General features: G+C 72.1%; 25 protein-coding genes and 3 pseudogenes. 13 read left to right on the top strand and 15 right to left on the bottom strand.

Going from position 1 to position 25,805, the window contains the following annotated elements; genetic code table 11:
• Positions 1-99: 99 nt before the first annotated feature.
• Positions 100-1,050: an EamA family transporter gene (locus AB0P07_RS31760; protein WP_365556620.1), complete on the bottom strand. Its 951-nt coding sequence runs from the start codon at positions 1,048-1,050 to the stop codon at positions 100-102.
• 206 nt (positions 1,051-1,256) lie between these two features.
• Between AB0P07_RS31760 and AB0P07_RS31755 the strand changes: the two genes are divergently transcribed.
• Positions 1,257-1,709 (top strand): NUDIX domain-containing protein, encoded by a 453-nt coding sequence (locus AB0P07_RS31755; protein WP_134655646.1) that lies wholly within the window; start codon positions 1,257-1,259, stop codon positions 1,707-1,709.
• 52 nt (positions 1,710-1,761) lie between these two features.
• Here the strand turns inward: AB0P07_RS31755 and AB0P07_RS31750 are convergent, their stop codons facing one another.
• Positions 1,762-2,289 carry a DinB family protein gene (locus tag AB0P07_RS31750; RefSeq protein WP_365556618.1) on the bottom strand — a complete coding sequence of 176 codons (528 nt, stop codon included), beginning with the start codon at positions 2,287-2,289 and terminating at the stop codon, positions 1,762-1,764.
• 179 nt (positions 2,290-2,468) lie between these two features.
• Between AB0P07_RS31750 and AB0P07_RS31745 the strand changes: the two genes are divergently transcribed.
• Complete coding sequence (locus AB0P07_RS31745; protein WP_365556616.1) at positions 2,469-3,113, top strand: dihydrofolate reductase family protein; 645 nt, start codon at positions 2,469-2,471, stop codon at positions 3,111-3,113.
• Between the two features lie 4 nt (positions 3,114-3,117).
• Here the strand turns inward: AB0P07_RS31745 and AB0P07_RS31740 are convergent, their stop codons facing one another.
• Positions 3,118-4,590, bottom strand: coding sequence for an FG-GAP and VCBS repeat-containing protein (locus AB0P07_RS31740; protein WP_365556614.1), 1,473 nt, complete (start codon positions 4,588-4,590; stop codon positions 3,118-3,120).
• A gap of 132 nt (positions 4,591-4,722) precedes the next feature.
• Complete coding sequence (locus AB0P07_RS31735; protein WP_365556612.1) at positions 4,723-5,280, bottom strand: methyltransferase domain-containing protein; 558 nt, start codon at positions 5,278-5,280, stop codon at positions 4,723-4,725.
• Between the two features lie 16 nt (positions 5,281-5,296).
• Between AB0P07_RS31735 and AB0P07_RS31730 the strand changes: the two are divergent.
• A pseudogene (locus AB0P07_RS31730) lies at positions 5,297-5,413 on the top strand (alpha/beta hydrolase); the annotation flags it as partial.
• A 23-nt stretch (positions 5,414-5,436) separates the two neighbouring features.
• On the opposite strand, the gene AB0P07_RS31725 reads toward AB0P07_RS31730, so the two are convergent.
• Entirely contained in the window at positions 5,437-5,586 is a 150-nt protein-coding gene (locus AB0P07_RS31725) for a hypothetical protein (RefSeq protein ID WP_365556610.1), read from the bottom strand.
• A gap of 461 nt (positions 5,587-6,047) precedes the next feature.
• Positions 6,048-8,906 carry an FAD-binding and (Fe-S)-binding domain-containing protein gene (locus AB0P07_RS31720; RefSeq protein WP_365556609.1) on the bottom strand — a complete coding sequence of 953 codons (2,859 nt, stop codon included), beginning with the start codon at positions 8,904-8,906 and terminating at the stop codon, positions 6,048-6,050.
• Between the two features lie 111 nt (positions 8,907-9,017).
• On the opposite strand from AB0P07_RS31720, the gene serC reads away from it, so the two are divergent.
• Positions 9,018-10,136 carry a phosphoserine transaminase gene (gene serC, locus AB0P07_RS31715; RefSeq protein WP_263547428.1) on the top strand — a complete coding sequence of 373 codons (1,119 nt, stop codon included), beginning with the start codon at positions 9,018-9,020 and terminating at the stop codon, positions 10,134-10,136.
• Between the two features lie 151 nt (positions 10,137-10,287).
• Positions 10,288-11,529, top strand: coding sequence for a methyltransferase domain-containing protein (locus AB0P07_RS31710; protein WP_365556607.1), 1,242 nt, complete (start codon positions 10,288-10,290; stop codon positions 11,527-11,529).
• On the opposite strand, the gene AB0P07_RS31705 is transcribed toward AB0P07_RS31710, so the two are convergent.
• From AB0P07_RS31705 to AB0P07_RS31690, 4 genes and pseudogenes are all read right to left on the bottom strand, one after another.
• Positions 11,526-12,218: a response regulator transcription factor gene (locus tag AB0P07_RS31705; protein WP_365556605.1), complete on the bottom strand. Its 693-nt coding sequence runs from the start codon at positions 12,216-12,218 to the stop codon at positions 11,526-11,528. The two genes, AB0P07_RS31710 and AB0P07_RS31705, sit on opposite strands and share 4 nt — an antisense overlap.
• Complete coding sequence (locus tag AB0P07_RS31700; protein WP_365556603.1) at positions 12,215-13,432, bottom strand: histidine kinase; 1,218 nt, start codon at positions 13,430-13,432, stop codon at positions 12,215-12,217. The genes AB0P07_RS31705 and AB0P07_RS31700 overlap by 4 nt, the downstream gene beginning before the upstream one ends.
• Before the next feature lie 2 nt (positions 13,433-13,434).
• Complete coding sequence (locus AB0P07_RS31695; protein WP_365556602.1) at positions 13,435-13,983, bottom strand: hypothetical protein; 549 nt, start codon at positions 13,981-13,983, stop codon at positions 13,435-13,437.
• Between the two features lie 122 nt (positions 13,984-14,105).
• Positions 14,106-14,213: pseudogene (locus tag AB0P07_RS31690) on the bottom strand (ABC transporter permease); the annotation flags it as partial.
• On the opposite strand from AB0P07_RS31690, the pseudogene AB0P07_RS31685 reads away from it, so the two are divergent.
• Positions 14,209-14,529: pseudogene (locus AB0P07_RS31685) on the top strand (TetR/AcrR family transcriptional regulator C-terminal domain-containing protein); the annotation flags it as partial. The pseudogenes AB0P07_RS31690 and AB0P07_RS31685 overlap by 5 nt on opposite strands.
• Here the strand turns inward: AB0P07_RS31685 and AB0P07_RS31680 are convergent.
• Positions 14,503-15,495, bottom strand: coding sequence for a WD40 repeat domain-containing protein (locus tag AB0P07_RS31680; protein ID WP_365556601.1), 993 nt, complete (start codon positions 15,493-15,495; stop codon positions 14,503-14,505). The pseudogene AB0P07_RS31685 and the gene AB0P07_RS31680 sit on opposite strands and share 27 nt — an antisense overlap.
• Positions 15,496-15,607: 112 nt before the next feature.
• Here AB0P07_RS31680 and AB0P07_RS31675 point away from each other — a divergent pair, with 112 nt between their 5' ends.
• The 3 genes from AB0P07_RS31675 to AB0P07_RS31665 all read left to right on the top strand — a co-directional run bounded on the left by AB0P07_RS31675 (position 15,608) and on the right by AB0P07_RS31665 (position 18,031).
• Positions 15,608-16,288, top strand: coding sequence for an SGNH/GDSL hydrolase family protein (locus AB0P07_RS31675; protein ID WP_365556599.1), 681 nt, complete (start codon positions 15,608-15,610; stop codon positions 16,286-16,288).
• A gap of 110 nt (positions 16,289-16,398) precedes the next feature.
• Positions 16,399-16,986: a Uma2 family endonuclease gene (locus tag AB0P07_RS31670; RefSeq protein WP_365556597.1), complete on the top strand. Its 588-nt coding sequence runs from the start codon at positions 16,399-16,401 to the stop codon at positions 16,984-16,986.
• Between the two features lie 52 nt (positions 16,987-17,038).
• Positions 17,039-18,031 (top strand): aldo/keto reductase, encoded by a 993-nt coding sequence (locus AB0P07_RS31665; RefSeq protein ID WP_365556596.1) that lies wholly within the window; start codon positions 17,039-17,041, stop codon positions 18,029-18,031.
• A gap of 146 nt (positions 18,032-18,177) precedes the next feature.
• On the opposite strand, the gene thpR is transcribed toward AB0P07_RS31665, so the two are convergent.
• Positions 18,178-18,750 (bottom strand): RNA 2',3'-cyclic phosphodiesterase, encoded by a 573-nt coding sequence (thpR, locus tag AB0P07_RS31660; protein ID WP_365556594.1) that lies wholly within the window; start codon positions 18,748-18,750, stop codon positions 18,178-18,180.
• A gap of 116 nt (positions 18,751-18,866) precedes the next feature.
• Between thpR and AB0P07_RS31655 the strand changes: the two genes are divergently transcribed.
• Complete coding sequence (locus AB0P07_RS31655) at positions 18,867-18,995, top strand: hypothetical protein (protein WP_365556592.1); 129 nt, start codon at positions 18,867-18,869, stop codon at positions 18,993-18,995.
• Between the two features lie 18 nt (positions 18,996-19,013).
• Here AB0P07_RS31655 and AB0P07_RS31650 read toward each other — a convergent pair whose 3' ends face one another.
• On the bottom strand, positions 19,014-20,390 hold the full coding sequence (locus tag AB0P07_RS31650) for an MFS transporter (RefSeq protein ID WP_365556590.1): 1,377 nt from the start codon (positions 20,388-20,390) through the stop codon (positions 19,014-19,016).
• Positions 20,391-20,417: 27 nt separating this feature from the next.
• Entirely contained in the window at positions 20,418-20,855 is a 438-nt protein-coding gene (locus AB0P07_RS31645) for a MarR family transcriptional regulator (protein ID WP_365556589.1), read from the bottom strand.
• A 149-nt stretch (positions 20,856-21,004) separates the two neighbouring features.
• Between AB0P07_RS31645 and AB0P07_RS31640 the strand changes: the two genes are divergently transcribed.
• Positions 21,005-21,193: a hypothetical protein gene (locus AB0P07_RS31640; protein WP_061447031.1), complete on the top strand. Its 189-nt coding sequence runs from the start codon at positions 21,005-21,007 to the stop codon at positions 21,191-21,193.
• Positions 21,194-21,209: 16 nt separating this feature from the next.
• Here the strand turns inward: AB0P07_RS31640 and AB0P07_RS31635 are convergent, their stop codons facing one another.
• Positions 21,210-22,667, bottom strand: coding sequence for an NCS2 family permease (locus tag AB0P07_RS31635; protein WP_365556587.1), 1,458 nt, complete (start codon positions 22,665-22,667; stop codon positions 21,210-21,212).
• Between the two features lie 203 nt (positions 22,668-22,870).
• On the opposite strand from AB0P07_RS31635, the gene AB0P07_RS31630 reads away from it, so the two are divergent.
• Entirely contained in the window at positions 22,871-23,185 is a 315-nt protein-coding gene (locus AB0P07_RS31630; protein WP_365556585.1) for a DUF2530 domain-containing protein, read from the top strand.
• A 110-nt stretch (positions 23,186-23,295) separates the two neighbouring features.
• Positions 23,296-25,704: a cation-translocating P-type ATPase gene (locus AB0P07_RS31625; RefSeq protein ID WP_365556584.1), complete on the top strand. Its 2,409-nt coding sequence runs from the start codon at positions 23,296-23,298 to the stop codon at positions 25,702-25,704.
• The last annotated feature ends 101 nt before the right edge of the window (positions 25,705-25,805 follow it).

Genomic DNA, 25,805 nt, shown 5'->3' with positions numbered 1-25,805 from the left:
CTCCCCGTGATCCCGATGAGCTGACCAGGTACGCAGCCTATGCGGTGGGGCCGGCGTCCGGCCCGGCCGGGGTGATCGAACCGTCGGGGAGGGACGTTCTCACGCGGCCGTCTTCCGCCGCCCCACCTGCGTCCGCACCGCTCCCATGCTCGCCGCGATGACCAGCGCGATGGCGGCGGACTGGGTGGCGGACAGGGCCTGGTCGAGGACGAGGAAACCGGCTGCCGCGGCGATGGCGGGCTCCAGGCTCATGAGGATGGCGAAGGTCGGCGCGGGCAGCCGGCGCAGGGCGAGGAGTTCGAGCGTGTAGGGCAGGACGGAGGAGAGCAGGGCGACCCCGGCGCCCAGCGCGAGCGTCACCGGGTCGATCAGCTTCGACCCCGACTCGACGATGCCGAGCGGCAGGAACAGCAGCGCCCCGACCGCCATCGCCATCGCCAGCCCGTCGGCCTGCGGGAAACGGCGCCCGGTGCGGGCGCTGAACACGATGTACGCCGCCCACATCGCGCCCGCCGCCAGGGCGAAGGCGGCACCGGCCGGGTCGAGGCCGCCGAAGCCGCCGCCGCCCAGCAGGAAGACGCCGGCCAGGGCGAGCGCGGCCCACACCAGGTTGACCGCGCGGCGGGAGGCGAAGACGGACAGGGCGAGCGGGCCGAGCACCTCGAGGGTGACGGCGGGGCCGAGCGGGATGCGGTCGACGGCCTGGTAGAAGAGGCCGTTCATACCGGCCATGGCGATGCCGAAGACGACGACCGTGCCCCAGTCGGCCCGGGAGTGGCCGCGCAGCCGGGGCCGGCAGACCAGGAGCATGACGACGGCGGCCACGGCGAGCCGCAGGGTCACCACGCCGAGCGCCCCGGCCCGCGGCATCAGACTCACCGCCAGCGCGGCGCCGAACTGCACGGAGAGCCCACCGGCGAGGACCAGCCCGACCGGCCCGAGGGAACCGAACCGTCCGCCCGGCGCACCGTCCGGCACGGGCGCGTGGCCGACGGCGGGCGCGGCGGCGGCAGGGGACGAGGTGCCGGGGGTGGCGCTTGGGGTACTCACGGTGGCTCCGGGACGATGTGCGGACGGACGTGGTTCAGTATGCTGCACTGCCCGGTTCAGAGTAATGGACTCCGTCAGGCACATAGCACCTTTACGCAACTGTCAGGTCCGGGACGTACGGCTGTCAACGCACGTCCGCCGGGCGAGCCGGGAACGTCCGGCCCCGGCCGCGCACCGCGCGGGCGCCGTCCACTACCGTCCACCGGGTGAGACGACTCCTGACCCGCCTCTGGCGCCTGCTGCGCCCTGTGCAGAGCCGCGTGATGTGGCTGGTGAACGCCAAGTTCGTGGTCGGCGTGACCGGCGTCGTACGGGACGACGAGGGGCGGGTCCTGATGCTGAAGCACCGGCTGTGGGCGCCGGGCCGCCAGTGGGGTCTGCCGAGCGGGTTCGCCCACAAGGGCGAGGACTTCCGGCAGACCGTGGTCCGGGAGGTCAGGGAGGAGACCGGCCTCGACGTGGAGGTGGGCCGGCTGGTCATGCTGAACAGCGGCCTGCGCACCCGCCTGGAGGTGGCGTTCGAGGCCCGTCTGCTGGGCGGCGAGCTGCGCCTGGACCCGTTCGAGATCCTGGAGGCCCGCTGGTGCCGCCCGGACGACCTCCCCGAGGACGTCCAGCCGGTGTGCCGCCCGCTGGTGCGGGGAGAGACGGTGCCCTGAAATCCGCTCGCCGGGGTGTCGAGAACGGCGGTGCCCTGAGCGGCGCCGCCGGTCACCCCATGCTCTTGGCGCCGTCCAGGGACTCCCGGATGATGTCGGCGTGGCCCGCGTGCTGGGCGGTCTCGGCGAGGATGTGCATCAGCACCCGGCGGGCCGACCACTCGGTTTCGGCCTGGAACCACGGCGCCTTGGGCAGCGGCTGGGTGGCCCCCAGGTCGGGCAGGGTGGCGACCAGCTCGTCGGTCCGGCGGGCCACCTCGGCGTAGTCGGCCAGCACACCGGCCAGCGTCTCACCGGGCAGCATCCTGAACTCGTCGGCCCGCCGCGCCCAGTCGGCCTCGGTCATGGCCGTGAAATCCCCCATCACCGACGGGCCGTCCACGATGAAGGCGGCCCAGTTCCGCTCGGCGGCGGTCACGTGCTTGATCAGGCCGCCCAGGCACAGCTCACTGACGGTGGTCCGCAGGCCGGCCTGCTCGTCGGTGAGGTCACGGGTGGTGAAGCGCAGGAAGTGCCGGTGCTTGGCCAGCATCTCCAGCAGGTCGGCGCGCTCGCCGGGGAGGATCTCGGTGGTGGTCATGGGGGTTAGCCTTCCGCTGTTCCTGCTCCGTCGGTCGAGGACCACCTTATGAATCATGTAGGTCGATTCACGTCCTAGACGACCTACCCGGAAGCCGTCCGATGCGGCGATGAGTTTCGCCCACCCGACCGGTCCACCGTTCGTCACGTAAGCAGAGAACGCGAACCAGAAGGAGCGACATGACCCAATTGCTGCGAGTCCAGAACTTCACCGTCTCGAGCGACGGGTTCGGCGCCGGCGAGGGCCAGAGCCTCGAGAAGCCGTTCGGCCATGCCGACCCCGGGGAACTGCTCGCCTGGGCCCTCGCCACCGACCACCCACCCGTCGGCCGCTCCGGGGCGGGCAGCCGAGGTCTGGACGACTACTTCACACGGGACTACGCCCGCGACATCGGTGCCGAGATCATGGGCCGCAACAAGTTCGGGCCGCAGCGCGGGCCCTGGCAGGACCACCAGTGGCAGGGGTGGTGGGGCGACGAGCCCCCGTTCCACACCCCGGTGTTCGTCATGACGCACCACACGCGCCCGTCGTTCACGCTCTCCGACACCACGTTCCACTTCGTCGACGGCGACCCGGCCGCCGTGCTCGCCCGGGCGAAGGAGGCGGCGCAGGGCCGGGACGTCCGGCTCGGCGGCGGGGCCACGATCATCCGGGAGTTCCTCGACGCCGGCCTCGTCGACACCCTGCACGTGGCGGTCGCGCCGACGAAGCTCGGCTCCGGGGCCCGGCTGTGGGAATCCCCCGACGAGCTGCTCGACCGGTTCCACCAGGACGTCGTGCCCAGCCCGAGCGGCGTGACGCACCACCTGTTCTGGCGGAAGTGAGGCCCTACCGGGCGATCTCCCCGCCGCCCATCAGCAGACCCGGTTCCTCGGTGTCGTCGAAGGTGTCCCCGGACAACCGGGTGACGCCCCGGGTGGCGGGCCCGTTCGCCGTGCCGGGCAGCAGGTAGGCCACCCCGTCGACCGTGTCGCTGCCCGGTGCGGTCACCACGAGGTCGGCGTACCCGTCGCCGTCCAGGTCGGTGAGGCCCACGGCGGCACCGAAGTCGGCGTCCCCGCCCGGGGCGGCGCCGAGGTCGTCCCCGTCGAACAGCCGGGCGCCCTCGCCACTGAGCCCGTCCGGGCCGCCCGCCAGGAACAGCACCTGCTCCGGCCCCGGCTCCCCGTACACGTCCCACCGGGGAGCCCCGGCCACCACGTCCGCGTACCCGTCGCCGTTGACGTCCCCGGCCGCCAGGCTGGTGAACACGGCGTCCTCGTCCCGGGGTTCGGCGCCGGGCACGCCCGGGGTGTCCCGGTCGACGGTCGTCGTCCCACGCCTCCCCGGCCCGTCCTGCGCCCCGTACACCACGGTCACCGAACTGCGGCTGGCGTCGCCGCCGCGGGGACTGAGGACCAGATCGTCGATGCCGTCGCCGTCCACGTCGCCGATCGCCCCCTCGCCCGCGTCGGGGAGGTGGACGCCCTCGGGCTGCGTGAAGCCGTTCCGGCCGCCGCGCAGGTAGCTCACCGGCCGGGTCCGGTCTCGCCAAGGGACTACGGGTCCGGTGTCGGCGTCGTGGAAGCTCACCAGGTCGTCGACGCCGTCGCCGTCGAGGTCCCCGGCGAGCAGGTCGGAGTAGTTCGCGCTCTCGACGTCCGGGGCGGGGCGGCGCGGAGCGGGGACGCGGCCCGTCCCGGCAGGGGTGCCGTCCCGCCCGAAGGGCCCCTTGAGCAGCCCCTTGTCGGAGCCCAGCCCGAAGACCAGGTCGGGATGCCCGTCGCCGTCGAAGTCACCGCCGACGAGTTGCTCGTCCAGGAGCGGGTCGTCGCCCCAGGCGACGTGGCTGCCGTCGGTCCCCGGCACCCGGACCCCGCGCGAGAGCCCGCCGTCGGACCCCCACATGATGATCACGCTGGGCTTCCAGTCGAAGACGGAGGCGGCGAGGTCGGTGTACCCGTCCCCGTCGAGGTCGCGGGCCACGACATCGCTCCCGAAGAACGCCTCGTCCCGGTTGCCGCCCGGTATCCCGGGGTCGTCCTGCGTCAGGTACTGGCACCGGGCGATCCCGGTCCCGTCCCCCGCCCCGTACGCGACCTCGATGCTCCCCCCGCCGTACCCGCCCGGCACGTCTCCCATCGAGCCGAGGGCCAGGTCGGGGTGCCCGTCGCCGTCGAAGTCGGCGGCGCCTTCTGGAGCGGGCCGGTCGGATGCCGGCGACGCGGTGCCGTGGGCGCCTCCCGCACCGCAGGTGTACGGCGCGGCGATGCCGGCCGGCCCGTCGTCGGCGATCACCATCCCCGCGGCCACGGCCAACACGACGAGAACCGCACCGCCCCCGATCCCCCACGCCCGCCTACCGCTCCACCACCGCGAGGCCGCCTCCACCTGATCACCCGAACCGTCCATACGAACGATCACGCACCCGTCGCGGCACGCGGTTCCGACGCCTCACACGGGCCGACGCGCCACGGCCAGCAGATGGGAACTCGCCGCCAGCAACTCGGGGTGGGCCTCAGCCATACGAGCCGCGGTGAGTACCGACTCGAACAGGGCCGACTCACGGAACGACTGACCGGTGTTCCGTTCCGCCGCCGCGAGCAGGGACCAGGCGGGCCCCTCGATCCCGAAGACGGACGCGTCCGGGAACCCCGCCGCGGCGACCTCCTCGCGCAACTGCTCCCCGGTGTGGAAGTACGCCGTCGTGAACGCCTTCTTCCCGTCGTGGACCTGGGTCGCGAGGATGGTTCCGATGCTCTCCCGCATCGACTCCGTGTGCAGGTGCGCGTAGGCGGCGTGCTCGAAGAGCGACGCGTACCGGTTGATCCCGGCGACCGCGAGGAGTCCGCCCGGCCGGAGCACCCGGAGTGCCTCGGCGAGCGCACGGTCCCGGTCCGCCCGCCGCGGCAGGTGGTACATCGGCCCCAGCACGAGTACGACGTCGAAGGCGCTGTCGTCGGCCGCGAGGTGTCGGGCGTCCCCCAACTCGGCGGTCGCCCCAGTGGCCACCGCCTGTTCGACGTGGCGGGACTACGTCCGCGCCTTCTTCGACCTCCGCCTCCGGGACATCCCCCAGCCCCTCCTCCAGGGCCCCACGTCCTCCCACCCCGAGGTCGAGTTCCACCTGCCCGACAGCGCCTGATTGCCGGCACACCACCGGCGTTCTTACAGCGTGAAGGCGATGCCCAGCATGATGGCCATGAGGGTCAGGACGAAGGCAGCCACGTGCCGCCACGTCACCTCTTGAACATGCTGCCCTGCGCGCACCAGTTCGTACTGGCGTCGGATGTAGCCCGCGAAAACGACTCTGGTCAAGGCCAGGCCGAGCATGGCAACAGTGAACAACTGCAGCGGAGTGTCTCCCTCGTACGTAACTCCGCAGTGCCGAGTCGAGAACGATGCCGAGCGCGCCGCCCGCGGGAAGCACGATCGCCGCCCACCTGTGCTCCTTCTCCCAAATGAGGGACTGGAAGGCCAGCGCCGCCACCCCGCCTGCCACGAGGGCGGCTGTCCACCAGGCGGTGTGGGAGAAGTGGGAAGTCAGCACGGGTGAATCTCCATCCATGGAAGGCTCACAGCAGGGTCCTTGCCCTCCATGGCCGCCACCGAGGTAAGGAGACAGCCTGCTCCCCCTTCCTCACGAACTTCGCGTCGCGAGGGGGAGAGCTTGCTGCCCGGTCAGCATGCGCGCGTGGCACGCCTCTGCACCTTGCCGGCTTCCGGCAATCTTCGGCCCTCCTTACCGCTGGAGCGTCACGGCACCCACTGCCCGACCGTCATTCCTTTTCCAATTCCGCCGCCAGCACCTCCGCCAAGTGCCGCCCCCGTACCCCCGCCAGCTGCTCCAGCTGGGTACGGCACGAGAAGCCGTCCGCCAGGACCACCGCGCCGTCCGGGGCCTCGCGCACCGCGGGGAGCAGCTGGTCCTCCGCGCACGCGGCCGACACCTCGTAGTGGCCGGCCTCGAAGCCGAAGTTGCCCGCGAGGCCGCAGCAGCCGCCGGTCAGCTCGCCGGTCAGGCCCGCCGACTCGCGCAGGCGGCGGTCGGCCGCGTCGCCCAGGATCGCGTGCTGGTGGCAGTGGGTCTGACCGACCGCCGGGAGGTTTACCGCCGGCGGGGTCCAGTCGGGGGCGTGGCGTTCCAGGGCCTGCGCGAAGGTCAGGACGCGCGAGGCCAGCCGGGCGGCGCGCGGGTCGTCGTGCAGCAGCTCGGGCAGGTCCGTGCGCAGGGCGGCCGCACAGCTCGGCTCCAGGACGACGACCGGCGCGGACGTCTCCAGCACCGGGGCCATCAGGTCCAGCGTGCGGCGCATCACCGTTCGGGCGCGGTCCAGTTGACCGGTGGAGACGTACGTCAGGCCGCAGCAGACCTGTCCCCGGCGGGCCGTCAGCAGCGCGAGAGCCGACTTCGACGTACCGTCGCCGACCACGCCGCGACCTCGCAGCGTCGGCGGCAGCGCCACCCGCAGCCCCGCCGCCTCCAGCACCCGTACGGCCGCCCGGCCCACGGAGGGGGAAAGGTGCTCGGTGAAGGTGTCGGGCCACAGGACCACCAGGTCGCCGTCACCGGCCGGCCCCCGGCGCTTCCTCCGCCACCACCTGCTGAACGTCTCCCCCGCCAGCCGCGGCACCTCCCGCTCCCCCGCGATCCCGCCCAGCCGCTTGGCCACCGAGGCCAACGGTCGTACCGAGGCGGCGGCGTTGACGACCGTTGCCGTCCGCGTCCGTGCCGTCCAGCGCAGCCACACCGGCAGCCATCCCATCGCGTAGTGGGCGGCGGGGCGGCGGCGTCCCTCGTAGTGGTGGTGCAGGAACTCCGCCTTGTACGTGGCCATGTCGACCTCGACCGGGCAGTCGGAGCGGCAGCCCTTGCAGGAAAGGCACAGGTCCAGGGCGTCCCGGACCTCCGTCGACCGCCAGCCGTCCGTCACCAGCTCGCCCGCGAGCATCTCGTGCAGCAGCCGGGCCCGCCCGCGCGTGGAGTGCTGCTCGTCCCCCGTCGCGCGGAAGGACGGACACATCACGCCCGTCCCGGACACCGACGTCGTACGGCACTTGGCGACCCCGACGCAGCGGCGCACCGCCGCCGAGAAGTCTCCGCCGTCGGACGGGTAGCCGAACGCCACGTCCACCGGCTCGCGCGGCAGGACCGAGAAGCGGAGGTTCGTGTCGAGCGGGGCCGGGCGGACCAGCATGCCGGGGTTGAGGAGGTCGTCCGGGTCCCACACCGCCTTCGCGCGCTCGAAGAGGGCGACCGTCTCGGCGCCGTACATCCGCGGCAGCAGTTCGGCCCGCGCCTGCCCGTCGCCGTGCTCCCCGGACAGCGAGCCCCCGTGCGCCACGACCACGTCCGCCAGTTCCTCCGAGAAGCGGCGGAACCGGACGACCCCGGCGTCCGTCAGCAGGTCGAAGTCGATGCGTACGTGGATGCAGCCGTCGCCGAAGTGGCCGTACGGGGTGCCGCGCAGACCGTGGGCGGTGAGCAGGCTCCGGAAGTCGCGCAGGTAGCCGCCGAGCCGGGCCGGTGGCACCGCGCAGTCCTCCCACCCCGGCCACGCCTCCGAACCGTCCGGCATCCGCGTCGCCGTGCCGCTCGCGTCCTCCCGGACGCGCCACAGCGTGCGCTGCCCGGCCGGGTCGGTGACCACCAGCGCGTCCACGACGTCCGCGGCCCGTACGACCGCCTCCGCACGCGCGCGTGCCTCCGCCTCCGTGGCGCCGCCGGTCTCCACGAACAGCCAGGCCCCGCCCCTCGGCAGCCCCTCCGTGGACGGCACCAGGTCCACCGCCATGCCCTCCACCGTGAGCGGCCCGAGCGGCAGCAGCCCGGCCGCCGCCTCCGCGGCGCCCGCCTCGTCGGCGTAGCCCAGCACCGCGAGCGCACGCGCGCGTGGTGACTCGACCAGCCGGACGACGGCTTCCGTCAGCACGCCGAGCGTGCCTTCCGAGCCGCAGAAGGAACGGGCCACGTCCGTGCCGTTCTCCGGCAGCAGGGCGTCCAGCGCGTAGCCGGAGATGCGGCGCGGGAGGTCGGGGAAGCCGGTGCGCAGGCGGGCCAGGTCGCCGTCCACCAGCTCCCGCAGGCCTTCCGGCGCCCCCGCCCACTCCTGCCCGAGCCGCAGCCGCCGCCCCCGCGCGGTGAGCACGGACAGCTCGCGCACGCTGTCCGCCGTCGTGCCCCAGGCCACCGAGTGGGAGCCGCAGGAGTTGTTGCCGATCATGCCGCCGAGCGTGCAGCGGCTGTGGGTGGAGGGGTCGGGGCCGAAGCGCAGCCCGTGCGGCGCGGCGGCGTCCTGGAGCCGGTCGAGGACCAGCCCCGGCTGGACGACGGCCGTACGCGCCTGTGGATCGATCCCGACCAGCCGGTTCATGTGCCGGGTGAAGTCGAGCACCACGCCCGTGCCCGTCGCCTGCCCGGCGATCGACGTACCGCCGCCCCGCGCCACGACCGGCACCCCGCGCTCCCGGCACACCTCCAGCACGGCCGCCACGTCGTCGGCGTCCGTCGGCGCGACGACGCCGAGCGGGACCCTCCGGTAGTTCGACGCGTCCATGGTGGTCAGGGCCCGGGACGTGACGTCGAACCCGACCTCGCCGCGGACGGCCCTGCGCAGTGCTGCCTCCAGATCGGTCATGCCCTCCAGCATGAGCGTTCGTGGCTTGGTACAGGTCCGCACGGCGGAGATCTCGTCTCATCGGACGGACATGTCTTCGTCCGGTTTGGCCGAGGCGATACCCTCCGGCTCGTGGCTGAGATCCAGATTCCTGCTGACATCAAGCCCGCGGACGGTCGATTCGGCGCGGGTCCCTCCAAGGTGCGGGTGGAGGCGCTGGACGCCCTGGCCGCCACCGGTACGTCGCTGCTCGGCACCTCCCACCGCCAGGCGCCCGTCAAGAACCTGGTCGGGAAGGTCCGCGAGGGCATCCGCGAGCTGTTCCGGCTCCCCGACGGCTACGAGGTGATCCTCGGCAACGGCGGCTCCACCGCGTTCTGGGACGTCGCGACCCACGGCCTGATCGAGAACAAGTCGCAGCACCTGAGCTTCGGCGAGTTCTCCTCCAAGTTCGCCAAGGCCGCGAAGCTCGCCCCGTGGCTGGCCGAGCCGACCGTCGTCTCCTCCGACCCCGGCACCCACCCCGAGGCGCACGCCGAGGCCGGCGTGGACGTGTACGGCCTCACGCACAACGAGACGTCGACCGGCGTGGCCATGCCCATCAAGCGGGTGGCCGGTGCCGACGAGGGCGCCCTCGTCCTGGTCGACGCGACGTCCGGCGCGGGCGGCCTCCCGGTGGACATCACCGAGACCGACGTCTACTACTTCGCCCCGCAGAAGTCCTTCGCCTCCGACGGCGGCCTGTGGATCGGCGTCTTCTCCCCGGCCGCGATCGAGCGCGCCGAGCGCGTGCACGCGTCCGGCCGCCACGTCCCGGAGTTCTTCTCGCTGCCGACGGCGATCGACAACTCCCGCAAGAACCAGACGTACAACACCCCGGCCCTGGCGACGCTCTTCCTCCTGGGCGAGCAGCTGGACTGGATGAACGGCCAGGGCGGCCTGGACTTCACCACCGCCCGCACCAAGGACTCCTCGACCCGCCTGTACACGTGGGCCGACGAGTCCAAGTACGCCACCCCGTTCGTCTCCGACCCGGCCAAGCGCTCGCAGGTCATCGGCACCATCGACTTCGCCGACGACATCGACGCCGCCGCGGTCGCCAAGGTGCTGCGCGCCAACGGCATCGTCGACACCGAGCCGTACCGCAAGCTCGGCCGCAACCAGCTGCGCGTCGCGATGTTCCCGGCGATCGACCCGGCGGACGTCGAGGCGCTGACGAAGTGCGTCGACCACGTCATCGAGAAGCTGTAGCCGACACCACCGGCACGACAACGAAGGGCGCCCGGCGGACGATCCGCCGGGCGCCCTTCCGCACCTCGGTGCGCGCCCTTCCTCGACCTCGGCGGGCACTTTGGCGACCGCACTTGAAGCTGACACCGTGTGAGGGCCTAGCGTTTCCGTCGTGGACGACGGGACGTGGTGGACGGTGGGCGAACTGGCGCACGCGTCCGGGGTGTCGGTGCGGGTGTTGCGGCACTGGGACGCGTTGGGAGTGGTGTCTCCCGAGCGCAGGCCGAGCGGTCACCGCAGTTACGGCCCCGCGCACGTCACGCGTCTCTACCGGGCGTTGGCCCTGCGCCGGACCGGCCTGGGGCTTCGGCAGGTCGCCGCCTTGCTGGACCGCGAGGATCCGGACCCGGCGGCGACGCTGCGCGCGCACCTCGACGACGTCGAGGAGGACCTCGGGCGGCGAAGCCGACTGCGCGACCGACTCGTGGCCGCGCTCGGGAGTGCGGGACCGGACCAGCTGATGAAGGTGATCGAGACCATGACCATGTTCGAGCAGTACGTGCACGGCTACCGGCCCGAGGAGAGCACGCGGCTCGCGGACCAGGCGGGCGCCCTGGTCGAGCTGCTGCACGGCGACACCCGGTTCCAACCGGGCCAGCGGGTCCTGGAGATGGGATGCGGCGTGGGGGCGCAGACCACCGCCCTGGCCTCGCGCAGCCCGCACACGCACTTCGTGTCGGCCGACATCGCCACCGACTCGCTGAAGTCGGCCTCGGGGCGCGTCGCTGCCGCGGGGCTCACGAACGTCGAGTTCGTCGAGAAGGACGTCTTCGCGCTCCCCGAACGGGAGGGCGGGTTCGCCGAGGCCTCCTTCGACCATGTCTTCGTGTGCTTCCTGCTGGAGCACCTGCCCGCTCCGGTCGACGCGCTACGACGGCTGCGGCGCCTCGTGCGGCACGGCGGGACGATCACCGTGATCGAGGGCGACCACGGCTCGGCCTATTTCCACCCGGACGACGAAGCGGCGCGCGCGGCCGTAGCGTGCCAGGTGACGCTGCAGCGGCACGCCGGCGGTGACGCCCTCATCGGCCGGCGGCTCTTTCCCCTGCTGCACGAGGCGGACTGGTCGGACATCGCCGTCAGCCCGCGCACCGTCTACGTCGACGGCAGCCGGCCGGAGTTGGCCGAGAGCTTCACCAGACGCACCTTCACCGCGATGATCTCGGGGGTCCGGGAGCCCGCCGTCGCGGCGGGGCTGATCGACGCGCGGACCTTCGACGCGGGCATCGCCGCCCTGCGGCGCACGGCCGAACCCGACGGGGTGTTCTGCTACACCTTCTTCAAGGCGGTCGCCCACCGCCGGACCTCGGCTCAGGGGGCTTTCGGGGCCCGCATGCCGCCCGGCGCTCCCTAGGCCAGCCCCGCCCCGATGGCGCGCCGGACCGCGTCGGCGCGGTCGCGGATGTGGGCCTTGGCGAACAGGTTGTTGATGTGGGTCTTGACCGTGGCCTCGCTGATGAAGAGCTGCTCGGCGATGCCCCGGTTGGACAGTCCCTGGCCGATCAGCGCGAGGACCTCGCGTTCGCGGGGTGTGAGGTCGTCCGGCAGGGGCTGCCCGGCCGCCTCGCCCTGGGCGGCGGGCGCCGCCTGCGCCCTGGCCGTGGCGAGCAGGCGGTCCTGGACCTCCCGGTCGAGTACGGACTGGCCGGCGCCCGCGGCCCGGATCGCCCGCGTGATGTCCTGGCGCCCCGCGTTCTTGGTCAGGTAGCCGCGGGCTCCCGCGCCGAGCGCGCCCAGGATCGACTCGTCGTCGGCGAAGGTGGTCAGGACGACCACCGCCACCTCGGGGTGGTCCTCGGTGAGGCGGCGAGTGGTCTCGATGCCGTCCATCACGGGCATGCGCAGGTCCATCAGCACCACGTCGACGGGGCCCGCGGCCACCGCCGCCAGTACCTCGCCGCCGTCCGCGGCCGCCGCGACCACGTCGATGTCCTCGGCCAGTCCGAGCACCGCGGCGAGCGGCTCCCGCACGGCGGCCTGGTCGTCGGCGACGACCACCTTCAACTGCACGGGCCCCCCGGCCCGTTCACTCGTCCCGCTCATCCCGGAATCACTGCCTCCACCTGCCAGCCGCCCTGGTCCCGACCCTCGGTGACCGGCCCCGCGCCGACGCTCCCGCCCAGCAGGGCCGCGCGCTCGCGCATGCCGATCAGCCCCATCCCGCTGCCGGCGCCCGGGGTCACCGCACGGGTGGCGGGCCCGTTGCGGATCCTCAGTGTGATCGATGCGGCGGCGAACGTCAGCTCCACCCAGATCTTTCCGCCGGGAGCGTGCCGGGCCGCGTTGGTCAGGGCCTCCTGGGCGATCCTCAGGAGGTTCTGGGTCACCCGGGGCGGCGCCTCGCGGACGGTCCCGGTGACCGTGAGGGCGTCGCGGTGACCCGACGACTCGACCATCGCGGTCAGGCTCTCCACCAGCGGCAACGCGTCCTCGCGCAGCGCGTGCACGGTCCACTGCGCCTGCTTCAGGCTCTCCTTGACCAGGCCGTGCGCCTTGCCGGTGGCCTCCCGGACCCTCGCCAGGTCCCCGGTGTCGAGCAGGGCGTCGGCGAGCTCCAACTGCATGTTGATCCCGGCCAGGGAGTGGGCCAGCACGTCGTGCACGTCCCGGGCGATGCGGGCGCGCTCGGTGAGGACGGCGGTCCGGGCCTCCGCACGGGCCGCGCGTTCCGCCGACTCGGCGGCCGAGAGCGCCGACCGTACGGCCCGGCGCTGGGTGCGGTTGAGGATGCCCACCACGACCGGGACGCCGGTGGAGAGGCCGAGCGTCCAGGGCAGGTCCGGGTCGCCCGGCCCCAGGTGGAAGTACAGGACACCGGCGCAGAGCAGGGAGCACGCCGCCGCGAGGGCGAGGGCCCGCCGGGGTTCGAGCCGGTAACCGATGTGGCCGGCGAGGAAGTAGGCGAAGAGGTAGCTCATACCGCTGCCGCTGACGCCGATCAGGGCGGCCGCCGCGACGACGCCGAGGGTGAGCCAGCCGGGCACCAGGCGCGGGGGGATGCGGTGCTCGGGCACGGCCCGGGCGAGCAGCGCCGCGGAGTTGAGCACGAAGAGGAGGCTGACCGCCAGTCCCTGGCCGCTGAACCCCACGGGCCGGATCGTCAGCGCTCCTACGACGACGACCGCGAGGCTCAGACCCCACTGCACCCGCGGGTCCTGGCCGGGTACCCGCCCGCTGGACGGTGTCGGACGCGGGTCCGCCCCCGGGGTCGGGGGCGGGGTGCTCTCGGTGGCGGACACCGGCAGAACATAGCGCACGGTCAGACCGTACGGTCCAGGACGGGCACCGCGTGGGCTGCGGGGGCGGAGACGGACAGGGCCCGGGCGTGGGCTCGGCTGCGCAGGTAGATCGTCGCCACCCGGGTGACCACCTCGGTGACCGCCATCAGTACGAAGGCGGCCACCCAGGCCTGGTCGCTCGTGATGTGGTGGGCGATGCTGAACCGGGCGACGTCGTCGGCGCCGCCGCCGTGCGCGACCCACACCTGGAAGCCCATGCGGGCGCCCATGCCCAGCACCCACAGGATCGCCGACACGGCGCCGGCCTTGATCAGGAGGTGCCCGTCGAGCGCCCTGATCCGGGTGCAGACGCCGCCCGCGATGCCGAGCGCCGCGCCCACGCCCGCCAGGACCGCGGTCAGTACGAGGTCGTTGCCTTCGGTCGGGACGGAGTCCAGGTACGAGTACGCCACGACGGCCACGATCCCCAGCGGGATCAGGAAGGTCCGGCGGTCGAGCCGGGCCTCCCGCAGCTGGCGGAAGACGATCAGAACGAGGGCGATGTCGGTGATCCACTCAGTCGGTGTCATGCCCTCAAGGCTCCTCCGACCAGGCCCGCGACACCTGGACCCGTGGGTGGAGCCGGGGGTGGAGATCCACCGCTCCGGCGAACTCCACCCCCGGCTCCACTCCCGGTCGTCCCGCCACGGCCCTACCGGCTCAGCCGCTGGAACCTCCGTACCGCCAGCGGCAGGAAGACCGCCGTGAGGACCACCGGCCACACGCCCGCCATCAGCAGCGCGTGCTGCTCGCCCCAGGCCGAGCGCAGCTCCGGGCTGACGGACGCGGAGTTCTGGCGGGCCCAGGAACCGGTGCTGGTGAAGGCCATGAGCAGCGGACGCTACCCCGTGCTGTCCTCCCTCTCCGAGGACGCCTTCGGCACCGGCTTCGACCACTTCGAGTTCGGGCTCCAGCGCATCCTGGACGGCCTGGAGGTGCTGGTGGCCTCGCGCCGGGCGGCGACGGAAGACCCCGCCGCGGCCAAGCCGACCGCGGACGACCCCGCCGCGAGCGCCCCGGCCGCGGACCACCCGGCCCCGGCGAGCGGCTCAGCGGCGCCGGAAGATCCGGCGTAGGCCGAACAGGGCGGCGAGCACGACCAGCAGCCCGACCGCGCCGACCTTGAGCGTGTCCCCGCCCGAGCCGTCGGAGTCCGCACCCGGGGCATGCGACCCGGAACCCGATCCGCCGCCCGAGTCGCCGCCGTCGCGCCCCGGCACGTCCTCGGCCTTCACGGGGCTGTTCACGCCCTCCATCCCGAGCAGCAGCTTCCTGCCGTCGGTCGTGTAGGTGGCGGACTCGCCCTGTCCCAGGGGCACGCTGATCCGCCCCGTGCGCTGGATCCTCCCGCCGTTCCAGTCGTACCAGATGCCCCCGAGGTAGCCGCGCACGGCGAGCTGCTCCCCGTCGGGGGAGAACGCGGCGTCCGTCGCCCAGAGGTCCACGGGGACGGTGGGCTCGAAGACGTTGGTGCCGGAGGACGACAGCTTCGCCGGACCCTCGTACAGGTGCCCGCCGTCCTCGTTCTTGTCGATGATGTAGACCCGCCCCGTCTTCGGGTGGACCACCAGCGACTCGGCGTCGCGGGAACCGTCCGTGTACTTCACCACGTACTGCGTCGCCCTGACGGTCTGGTCCTTGAGCTCCTTCGGCTCGGGCAGCTCGTAGATCCACACGTACGGCCAGCTCACGCCGTCGTTGTCGCCGATGTCGCCCACGAAGATCCTGTTGCCGGGGCCGATGGCGATCGCCTCGACGTCGCGGGGCGTGCCGACGCCGGACAGGGCGACGCGGGCGACGGTCTCACCGGTGGCACCGTCCACGGCGTAGAGGTACGGGCCGGTGTCCTGGTCGTTGTGCGTCCAGTAGATGCCGGGGTGCTGACGGGAGGCGGCGAGGCCGCTGGACTCGGTGATGCGCGGGTCCTTGATCGTGAACCCGTCGCTCCCGGCGGGCCCGCCCTGCCCGTCCGCCGCCGAGGCGGGCACGGCGAAGGCGCCCACGAGAAGGGCCGAGGCGAGGAGGGCGAAGGGTCGGCGCATGCGCCAAGCCTGCCATCCCGTGCGGATGTTCACGTCGGCGACCGCCCCGCCGGTCACCCTGCGTGGTCGGGCTCACATCGCGCCGACCAGGCCGATCGTCCATGATGAGCGGATGCTCAGGTTCATGTTCGTCGGTGACTCCATGACGATCGGGAGCGCCGGCGAACACACGTGGCGCTACCGGCTGTGGCAGCACCTGCGCGACTCCTACGGCCGCCCCTTCACCTTCGTCGGCCCGCGCGAGACACTGCACGACCCGTCCACGGACGAGCCCGTGTCCTACTCCTACGCCGACCCGGACTTCCCCCGCGCCCACCTGGCCGGCTGGGGCGAGGGCTGGCACCACATGACCCCGCTGATCGGCGAGACGGTGCGCTCCTGCCGCGCGGACGTGCTGCTGGTCTCCCTGGGCCTGATAGACCTCGGCTTCTACACCAACGCCGAGCAGACCGCCGCCAACGTCCGCGCCTTCGTGGCCGCCGCCCGCTCGGCGAACCCGCGCGTCCGCATCGCCGTGATGCCGGTCCTGCACAACATCCGGGTGGACGCCGACGAGACCTTCGCCGAGCAGGTCGCCCACTTCAACGAACTCCTCGCGAAGACCGCCGCCGACCTCGACGACCCGGGCGCCCCACTGCTGTTCGTCCCGCCCCCGCCGGCGTACGACTTCCACACGGACACCTACGACGGCACGCATCCCAACGAGAGCGGCGAGCACCGGATCGCGGAGGCGTTCGCGGAGGCGCTGCACGAGGAGTGGGGGCAGGGCGGGCCGTACAGCGCCGCCTCGTAGGAGCCCCGCACCTCTGGCATATGCGCGTCCTCCCGTGTCCCGGCCGCCGTGCGTATCGTTGTACCGCGCGGCCGCTCCCGCCCGTGGGACAGCCGGGGAGGAGTGCCACGATGACCGTCGTTGACGACAGGATCGACATGGCCGACGCCAACACCCAGCGCCTGGACGAGTGGTTCGAGCGGCTGGAGCGGATGCCCGTCCCCGAAGGATTCCGGGTCGAGATCGTCGGGGGCAACGTCCACATGACACCGCAGCGCAGCACCCACCACAAAATCATCCGCCGCATCGAACGAGCCGTCGAAGACCGCTTCGGCATGGACGTCGAACTCCTCTCGGACGTCCGTATCGATTTCCCGGGACCGGGGAACGCTTTCTGCCCCGACGTGGCCAAGCTCCGCGACGGGGCCGAGCAGGACGAAACGGGCCACTGGCGCCACCAGGACGTCGAGTTCGTGGCCGAGGTCATCTCCAAAGGCACCGCCGCCAACGACTACGGCCCCAAGAAGCTCGCCTACGCCGCCGCAGAGGTCCCCCTCTACCTGATCGCCGACCCGTACCAGGGCCGCTGCCACATCTTCACGCACCCCAAGGACGGCGACTACACGACCGAGACCAGGGTCGCCTTCGGGGAGGACCTGAACCTCACCGACACCGTCCTCGGCCTCACCCTCGGGACCGACGCCTTCCCCCGCGACTGACCGCCCGCCCCCGCTTGCCTGGAGCGCACTCCAAGTCGTTGGCTTGGGGACCATGAAGTACACGCAGCTCGGACGCACGGGACTCAAGGTCAGCCGGCTCGTCCTCGGCACCATGAACTTCGGTCCGCAGACCGACGAGGCCGACAGTCACGCGATCATGGACGCGGCGCTGGACGCCGGCATCAACTTCTTCGACACCGCCAACGTGTACGGCTGGGGCGAGAACAAGGGCCGTACCGAGGAGATCATCGGCAACTGGTTCGCCCAGGGCGGCGACCGGCGCGACAAGACCGTCATCGCCACCAAGGTGTACGGCAACATGGGCTCCGACGGCGAGGCGTGGCCCAACCACGACAAGCTGTCCGCCGTGAACATCCGGCGGGCGGTGGACGCCAGCCTGAAGCGGCTCCGGACCGACCACATCGACCTGTACCAGTTCCACCACATCGACCGCGCCACCGGCTTCGACGAGATCTGGCAGGCGATCGACACCCTGGTCCAGCAGGGCAAGGTGCTCTACGCCGGGTCGTCGAACTTCCCCGGGTACAAGATCGCGCAGGCCAACGAGACCGCCGCCCGGCGTGGCGGGACCATCGGGCTGGTCAGCGAGCAGTGCCTGTACAACCTGGCCGAGCGACGCGCCGAGATGGAGGTGATCCCGGCCGCGCAGGAGTACGGCCTCGGCGTCATCCCGTGGTCGCCGCTGCACGGCGGGCTGCTCGGCGGGGTCATCAAGAAGGAGGTCCAGGGCGGGCGCCGGGCCTCGGGGCGGGCGGCCGACACCCTGGCCGACCCGGCGAAGCGGGCGCAGATCCAGGCGTACGAGGACCTGCTCGACAAGCACGGGGTGGAGCCCGGCGAGGCGGCACTGGCCTGGCTGCTGACCCGACCCGGCGTGACCGGCCCGATCGTGGGTCCGCGCACGGCCGAACAGCTCGCGTCGGCGCTCAGGGCCGTGGAACTGGAGCTGTCGGGGGAGCTGCTGGCCGGGCTCGACGAGGTCTTCCCGGGTCCCGGTCCCGCTCCGGAGGCCTTCGCCTGGTAGCCGCGGCCGGAGCAGCGGTGGGGTGAGCGGGGCGGCCGCCCCGGGCAGGTCAGCCGAGGGCCGCCGCCACCGCCACCACCACGAGCATCAGCACGAGCACACCGGCCATGATCCGGTTACGGGTCTTCGGGTCCACGCCCCCGAGCCTAACGGGAGGCGCCGAGCGGGCTGCGGGCGACCGCCTCGTAACGGGGCTGCTCGCCCGGCACGCCCGAGGCCGGCAGGAAGCTGCGGACCAGTGCCAGGTCGGTCACCGTCCAGGCGGGTCCGGTGAAGCCTGCCAGCGCCTCGACGTAGGGACGGGTGTCGAAGGGCTGCCCGCTGCGGGCCAGCGTCAGGTGGGGCCGGTAGCGCCGGTGCTCGCCCATCTCGACGCCCGCCCTGCGCCCCGCCGACTCCGCGCGGTCGGCCAGCAGCCGCAGGGTCGCCAGGTCGCCCTCCGCACCGGCCCACAGCGCCCGGCCGCGCCCGAACCGACCGCCGCCGCGCAGCGCCAGCTGGAACGGCTCGGTGCGGCGGGCCGCCCGCTCCAGCCGGGCCGACAGGTCGGGTACGGCGTCGTCGTCGACCTCGCCGTAGAAGGCGAGCGTGAGGTGCCACCCGGGACGCCCGGTCCAGCGCAGCCCGTCCGCCCCGGGCAGCCCGCGCAGGACCGCCACCTCGGCGGCGAGGGAGGCGGTGACGTCCTCGGGCGGCAGCACGGCGGCGAACAGTCTCATGCCGGCCAGTCTCCCCCGGGGAACACGTGTACGTCCGCGCGTGTCCTGGTCACCGTGCGTATCGTGGTACTGCGCGGCTGCACTCGCGTCGGGGGCAGCCGGGCAGGAGCGCCACGATGACCGTCCTTGACCCCAAGGACGGCGAGTACCACGCGGCCGTCAGCTTCGGCTTCGGCGAGGACGTCGACCTGACCGGGACCGTCGTCGGCCTCACCCTCAAGACCGACGACTTCCCCCGGGCCTGACCGGAAGCCCGTCCCGCCCTACGCCACCGGCGCCAGCACCTCCTGCCGCTCCCGCGGTACGAAGCGGACCTGGGGGTGGCCGCGGTGCCAGCCCACCGACAGGCGCAGGTTGCCGACGCGGGCCAGGACCAGGCCGATGACGAGTGCGGCGCTCGCCGCCACCGCGCCGCCCGCGGCGAAGCCGGCCCGGGCGCCGTAGGCGTCGGTGACCCAGCCGACGATCGGGGCGCCGATCGGGGAGCCGCCGAGGAAGACCATCATGTACAGGGCCATCACCCGGCCCCGCATGGCCGGGTCGGTGGACATCTGGATGCTGGTGTTGGCGGTGACGTTGACCGTCATGCTGAAGACGCCGATCGGGACCATCAGCAGCGCGAAGAGCCACAGCTCGGGCGCCGCCGAGGCCACGATCTCCAGAGCGCCGAAGCCGAGGGCCGCCGCGATCAGGACACGCAGCCGGGCGGTGCCGCGGCGGGCGGCGAGCAGGGCGCCGGCCAGCGAGCCGACGGCCATGAGGGTGTTGAAGAGGCTGTACGCCCCGGCGCCCGCGTGGAAGACGTCGTCGGCGAAGGCGGACAGGAAGACGGGGAAGTTGAAGCCGAAGGTGCCGATGAACCCGACCAGCACGATGGTCCAGATCAGCTCGGGGCGGCCGGCGACGTAGCGCAGGCCCTCGCGCAGCTGGCCCTTGCCGCGCGGGGTGCGCCGCACGACGTGCAGCTCGCGGGCGCGCATCAGCAGCAGGCAGCTGAGCGGCGCGACGAAGGACAGGCCGTTGGCGAGGAAGGCCCAGCCGGTGCCCACCCCGGTGATCATCACACCGGCGACGGCGGGACCGACCAGGCGGGCGGACTGGAAGTTGGCCGAGTTCATGCTGACCGCGTTCTGCAGCTGGTCGCGGCCGACCAGCTCGGAGACGAAGGTCTGGCGGGCCGGGTTGTCCAGCACCGTGGCCAGACCCATCGCGAAGGCGGCGAGGTAGACGTGCCAGACCTGGACCTGGCCGCTGAGGGTGAGGACGGCGAGGGCGAGCGCGGACAGGGCCATCGCGGACTGGGTGAACAGCAGCGTGGTCCGCTTGCGCCAGCGGTCGACGAGGACGCCGCCGTAGAGGCCGAAGAGCAGCATCGGCAGGAACTGCAGGGCGGTGGTGATGCCGACGGCCGCCGAGGAGCCGGTGAGGCTGAGCACGAGCCAGTCCTGGGCGATGCGCTGCATCCAGGTGCCGATGTTGGAGACGACCTGGCCCAGGAAGAACAGGCGGTAGTTCCTGACCTTCAGGGAGGCGAACATCGACGTCTTGCGCGGGGGCCGGGAGGTTTCGGGAGTGCGGGTGGTCGGATCGTCGGGGCCGTCGGGTGCGGGGGCGGAAGCTGCTCCGGATCCCGTACTCAAAAGGGTTCGCCTCCTCGCGAGAACTGCTTACTTGTGGGCGAGCTTCTCCAGCACGGGGGCGGCGGCGCGCAGTTTCGCCCACTCGTCCTCGTCGAGTCCCTCGACCAGTGCGGCCAGGAAAGCGTTGCGCTTGCGGCGGCTCTCCTCGAGCATCACCACGGCCTGCTCGGTCTGCGTCACGACCTTCTGGCGCCGGTCCTCGGGGTGCGGCTCCAGCCGGACCAGGCCCTTGGCCTCGAGGAGTGCCACGATGCGGGTCATCGAGGGCGGCTGGACGTGTTCCTTGCGGGCCAGCTCGCCCGGGGTCGCGCTGCCGCAGTTGGACAGGGTGCCCAGCACCGACATCTCGGTCGGGCTGAGCGACTCGTCGACCCGCTGGTGCTTGAGCCGACGGGACAACCGCATCACGGCGGAGCGCAGGGAGTTCACGGCGGCGGCGTCGTCGCCATGCTTGAGGTCCGGCATGTTCCTTAGCCTAACTCATTAGTCTAGCGAAATACCACCGCTCAGCGCCCGCGTGCCCGTGACGCCCGCCACTGAAACCCACAGTTCACCCGTACGAGTGAGACGTTTCCGGAAATCGGAGCGTCACCCGGCGACCCGGGGCGACCCTCGTGCTCATGGGGACCAGCGTGCTCAGCCTGCGGATAGACGGGGAGCTGCTCGACCGGCTCCGGGACCATGCGGCCAAAAGGGGAATGAGCGTCCAGGACTATGTCGTCCGGACGCTCATTCGGGATGACTTCGACGAGCGGTTCCAGTCCGCCGTGGAGGAGACGGAACGGTTCTACGGGGTCACCTGAGGCAGCCCCGCGGGCCTCACGTCAGGCCCAGGGCCGGCATCAGGTAGTAGAAGGCGAAGACCGCCGACACCACGTGCATCGCCACCGGCACGTCGCGGCCCCGTCCGGCCGCCAGGCGCAGCACCGAGAAGGTGATGAAGCCCATGCCGATGCCGTTGGTGATCGAGTAGGTGAACGGCATCATCAGCATCGTCACGAAGGCCGGGATGGCGATCGTGAAGTCGCTCCAGTCGATCTCCCGGATCGAACCGGCCAGGATCAGGAAGCCGACCGCGATCAGCGCGGGGGTCGCCGCCTGCGACGGGACCATGGTGGCGACCGGCGTGAGGAACAGCGCCAGGGCGAACAACCCGCCGGTGACGATGTTGGCGAAGCCCGTGCGGGCACCCTCGCCGACGCCGGCCGTGGACTCCACGAAGCAGGTGGTGGCCGAGGCGGAGCTGGCACCGCCCGCGGCGACCGCGACGCCGTCGACGAACAGGACCTTGCTGATGCCCGGCATCTGACCCTCGCCGTCGGTCAGCTTCGCCTCGTCGCTGATGCCCATGATCGTGCCCATCGCGTCGAAGAAGCACGACAGCAGCACGGTGAAGACGAACAGCACCCCGGTCAGGACGCCGACCTTCTCGAACCCGCCGAACAGGCTGACCTCGCCGACCAGCCCGAAGTCCGGCGTGGCGACCGGGTTGCCGGGCCACTCGGGGGTGGTCAGGCCCCAGGAGGGGATGTCGGTGACCGCGTTGACGATCATCGCGACGCCCGTCATCACGACGATCGAGATGAGGATGGCACCCGGGGTCTTGCGGACGATCAGCGCGAGGGTCAGCAGCACGCCGAGGACGAAGACCAGGACCGGCCAGCCGTGCAGGTGACCGCCGGTGCCCAGCTGGATCGGGACGGTGGTCCGGGCGGCGTCCGGCATCCGGGTGATGAAGCCGGAGTCGACCAGTCCGATGATCATGATGAAGAGGCCGATGCCGATCGCGATGGCCTTGCGCAGGCTGTAGGGCACGGCGTTCATCACGCGCTCGCGCAGACCGGTGGCGACCAGCAGCATGACGACGAAACCGGCCAGCACCACCATGCCCATGGCGTCCGGCCAGGACATCCGCGGGGCGAGCTGGAGGGCGACGACCGAGTTCACGCCGAGCCCCGCGGCCAGCGCGATCGGGACGTTGCCGATGACGCCCATCAGGAGGGTCGTGAACGCCGCCGTGAGGGCGGTCGCGGTGACCAGCTGGCCGTTGTCGAGCTGGTGGCCGTACATGTCCTTCGCGCTGCCCAGGATGATCGGGTTCAGCACGATGATGTAGGCCATCGCGAAGAAGGTGGCGAAGCCGCCGCGGATCTCACGGGGCAGGGTGCTGCCGCGCTCGGAGATCTTGAAGTAGCGGTCGAGGCCGTTCTGCGGGGGACGTCGGTCCTCCGGCGGCTCGGGGGACGGGGGGACCTTGGCGGTGGCCGAGGTGGACATGCGGGGACCTCATCACCAACAGGTTCCCCCACGGCCTTGTCGGTGTTCCTCTTGGTGTTTTCTACGAATGAAAGTGGTCAGAGACAAACGGGTTCAGTATGAACGTATGAGCCGCAGATCGCTATCTCCGCGCGTAGACCCGCGCCCACACCGCGTGGCGCCGCGCCGTCAGCCCGTTCGCACCCGCCTCGTAAGCTGTACGCATGACGAAGTGGACACCCACGCACGAGGCGCCGGAGCCCCTGGAGGGCCCCGTGGTTCCGACCGTTGTCGGCGGCACCGTCCTCTGGTTCCTCCTCTTCCTGGTCCAGCTGCCCTTCTACGGCTGGTTCGACGACCACGGACACACCTGGTGGGTGTGGACCTGCCTGGCCGGGGCCGGTCTCGGCCTGATCGGCATCTGGTACGTCCGGGGGCGCGACGCCGCGATCAAGCGGGACGCCGCCGCGCGAGACGCCGAGGGCACCGGGGGCGTACCGGGCACACCCGGCACACAGGCCGACCGGCCCACCGCCTAGTACCCGGGTAGTACCGGGGCGGCACACCGCGCCGGAAGGCCTCGTACCCAGGTCGGATCTTCTCCGCACTCGGTGGGTGAAGCCGTAAAACCGCACTTACCGTCGGATGCATGACGCATCTCGACGCGGACCGACTCGACCCCGCGCACCCCTCGCCTCCCGCCGACACGCCCTCGCCCGTGACCGGACTCACGACGGCCGGGGTCGCCGAACGGGTCGCGCGCGGCCAGGTCAACGACGTACCGGTGCGCAGCAGCCGCTCCCTGACCGACATCGTCCGCGCCAACGTCTTCACCCGGTTCAACGCGATCATCGGCGTGCTCTGGGTGATCATGCTGTTCGTCGCGCCGATCCAGGACAGCCTGTTCGGGTTCGTGATCCTCGCCAACACCGGCATCGGCATCGTCCAGGAGTGGCGGGCGAAGAAGACCCTCGACGCGCTGGCCGTGATCGGCGAGGCCCGCCCGACGGTGCGCCGGGACGGGAGGCCCGCCGAGGTCTCCACGTCCGAGATCGTGCTGGACGACGTCATCGAGATCGGCCCGGGCGACAAGGCCGTCGTCGACGGGGTGTGCGTCGAGGCGGACGGGCTGGAGATCGACGAGTCGCTGCTGACCGGCGAGGCCGACCCGGTGGTCAAGCAGCCCGGCGACCAGGTCATGTCCGGCAGCTTCGTGGTCGCGGGCGGCGGCGCCTTCCGGGCCACCAAGGTCGGGCGCGAGGCGTACGCCGCCCAGCTCGCCGAGGAGGCCTCCCGCTTCACGCTGGTCCAGTCCGAGCTGCGCTCCGGCATCTCCACGATCCTCAAGTACGTCACCTGGATGATGGTCCCGACGGCGATCGGCCTGATCCTCAGCCAGCTGCTGGCCAAGGACAACGCGCTGGACGACTCGATCGCGCGCACCGTCGGCGGCATCGTGCCGATGGTCCCCGAGGGCCTGGTCCTGCTCACCTCCGTCGCCTTCGCGATCGGCGTCGTCCGGCTGGGCCGCAAGCAGTGCCTCGTCCAGGAGCTGCCCGCCATCGAGGGCCTGGCCCGCGTCGACACGGTGTGCCTGGACAAGACCGGCACCCTCACCGAGGGCGGCATGGACGTCACCGACCTGCGGCTGCTCGACGGCGCAGACGAGCGTTACGTCCGCACCGTGCTCGGCTCCCTCGGCGCCTCCGACCCGCGCCCCAACGCCTCCCTGCAGGCGATCATCGACGCCTGTCCGGCCGACGGCGCCGCCGGTGCGTGGCAGTGCACGGGGTCGCTGCCCTTCTCCTCCGCACGCAAGTACAGCGGCGCCACGTTCGACGAGGGCGACGGCTCCGTCGGCACCTGGCTGCTGGGCGCGCCGGACGTCCTGCTCGCCGAGGACGACCCGGCGCTCGCGGAGACCGGCCGGCTCAACGAGGAGGGCCTGCGTGTCCTGCTGCTGGCCCGCGCCGGCCGCGCTCTGGACGACCCCCAGGTCGCCGACGGGGCCGAGCCCACCGCCCTGGTCGTCCTGGAGCAGCGGTTGCGCCCGGACGCCGCCGACACCCTGCGCTACTTCGCCGACCAGGACGTCCGCGCCAAGGTCATCTCCGGCGACAACGCGGTGTCCGTCGGCGCGGTGGCCGCCAAGCTCGGGCTGTCCGGGTCCACCGTCGACGCGCGCCGGCTGCCCGCCGAGCGCGAGGAGATGGCCGGGGCCCTGGACGAGGGCACGGTGTTCGGGCGCGTCACGCCGCAGCAGAAGCGCGACATGGTCGGCGCCCTCCAGTCGCGCGGCCACACGGTCGCGATGACCGGCGACGGCGTCAACGACGTCCTCGCGCTCAAGGACGCCGACATCGGCGTGGCGATGGGCTCCGGCTCGGAGGCGACCCGGGCCGTCGCGCAGATCGTGCTGCTCAACAACAGCTTCGCCACGCTGCCGTCGGTGGTGGCCGAGGGCCGCCGGGTCATCGGCAACATCACGCGCGTGGCGACCCTGTTCCTGGTCAAGACCGTGTACTCGGTGCTCCTCGCGCTCCTGGTGGTCTGCTCGCAGGTCGAGTATCCGTTCCTGCCCAGGCATCTGACGCTGCTGTCCACGCTCACCATCGGTGTCCCCGCCTTCTTCCTGGCCCTCGCCCCGAACAAGGAACGGGCCAGGCCCCACTTCGTACGGCGCGTGATGCGGTACGCGATCCCGGGCGGTGTGGTGGCCGGCGCGGCGACCTTCGTGACGTACCTGGTCGCCCGGCAGCACTACTCCGGTCCTGGCGCGCTGGACGCGGAGACCAGCGCGGCGACGCTGACGCTGTTCCTGGTCTCGATGTGGGTGCTCGCGATCGTCGCCCGGCCGTACACGTGGTGGCGGGTGGCGCTGGTGGCGGCGATGGGGCTGGGCTTCGTGGTGGTGCTCGCGGTGCCGTGGCTGCAGGACTTCTTCGCGCTGAAGCTGGTGGGGGTGACGATGCCGTGGAGCGCTGTCGGCATCGCGGTGATCGGGGCGGCCGTTCTGGAGTTCGTGTGGCGGTGGGTGGACCGGCGCTTCCCGGCGTGAGGTTCGTCTGGAAAGCGTGAACACTTCGGCCATCAGTGTCCTCGGCGCGCTCGTCTGAGCGCGCCGAGGACACTGATACGGCAAGTGTTCACGTGCAACGG

This window comes from Streptomyces sp. NPDC085944 (assembly GCF_040686295.1).
In the GTDB taxonomy this organism is placed as follows: Bacteria; Actinomycetota; Actinomycetes; order Streptomycetales; family Streptomycetaceae; genus Streptomyces; species Streptomyces salinarius.
This window is presented reverse-complemented; position numbering and strand designations above follow the sequence as displayed.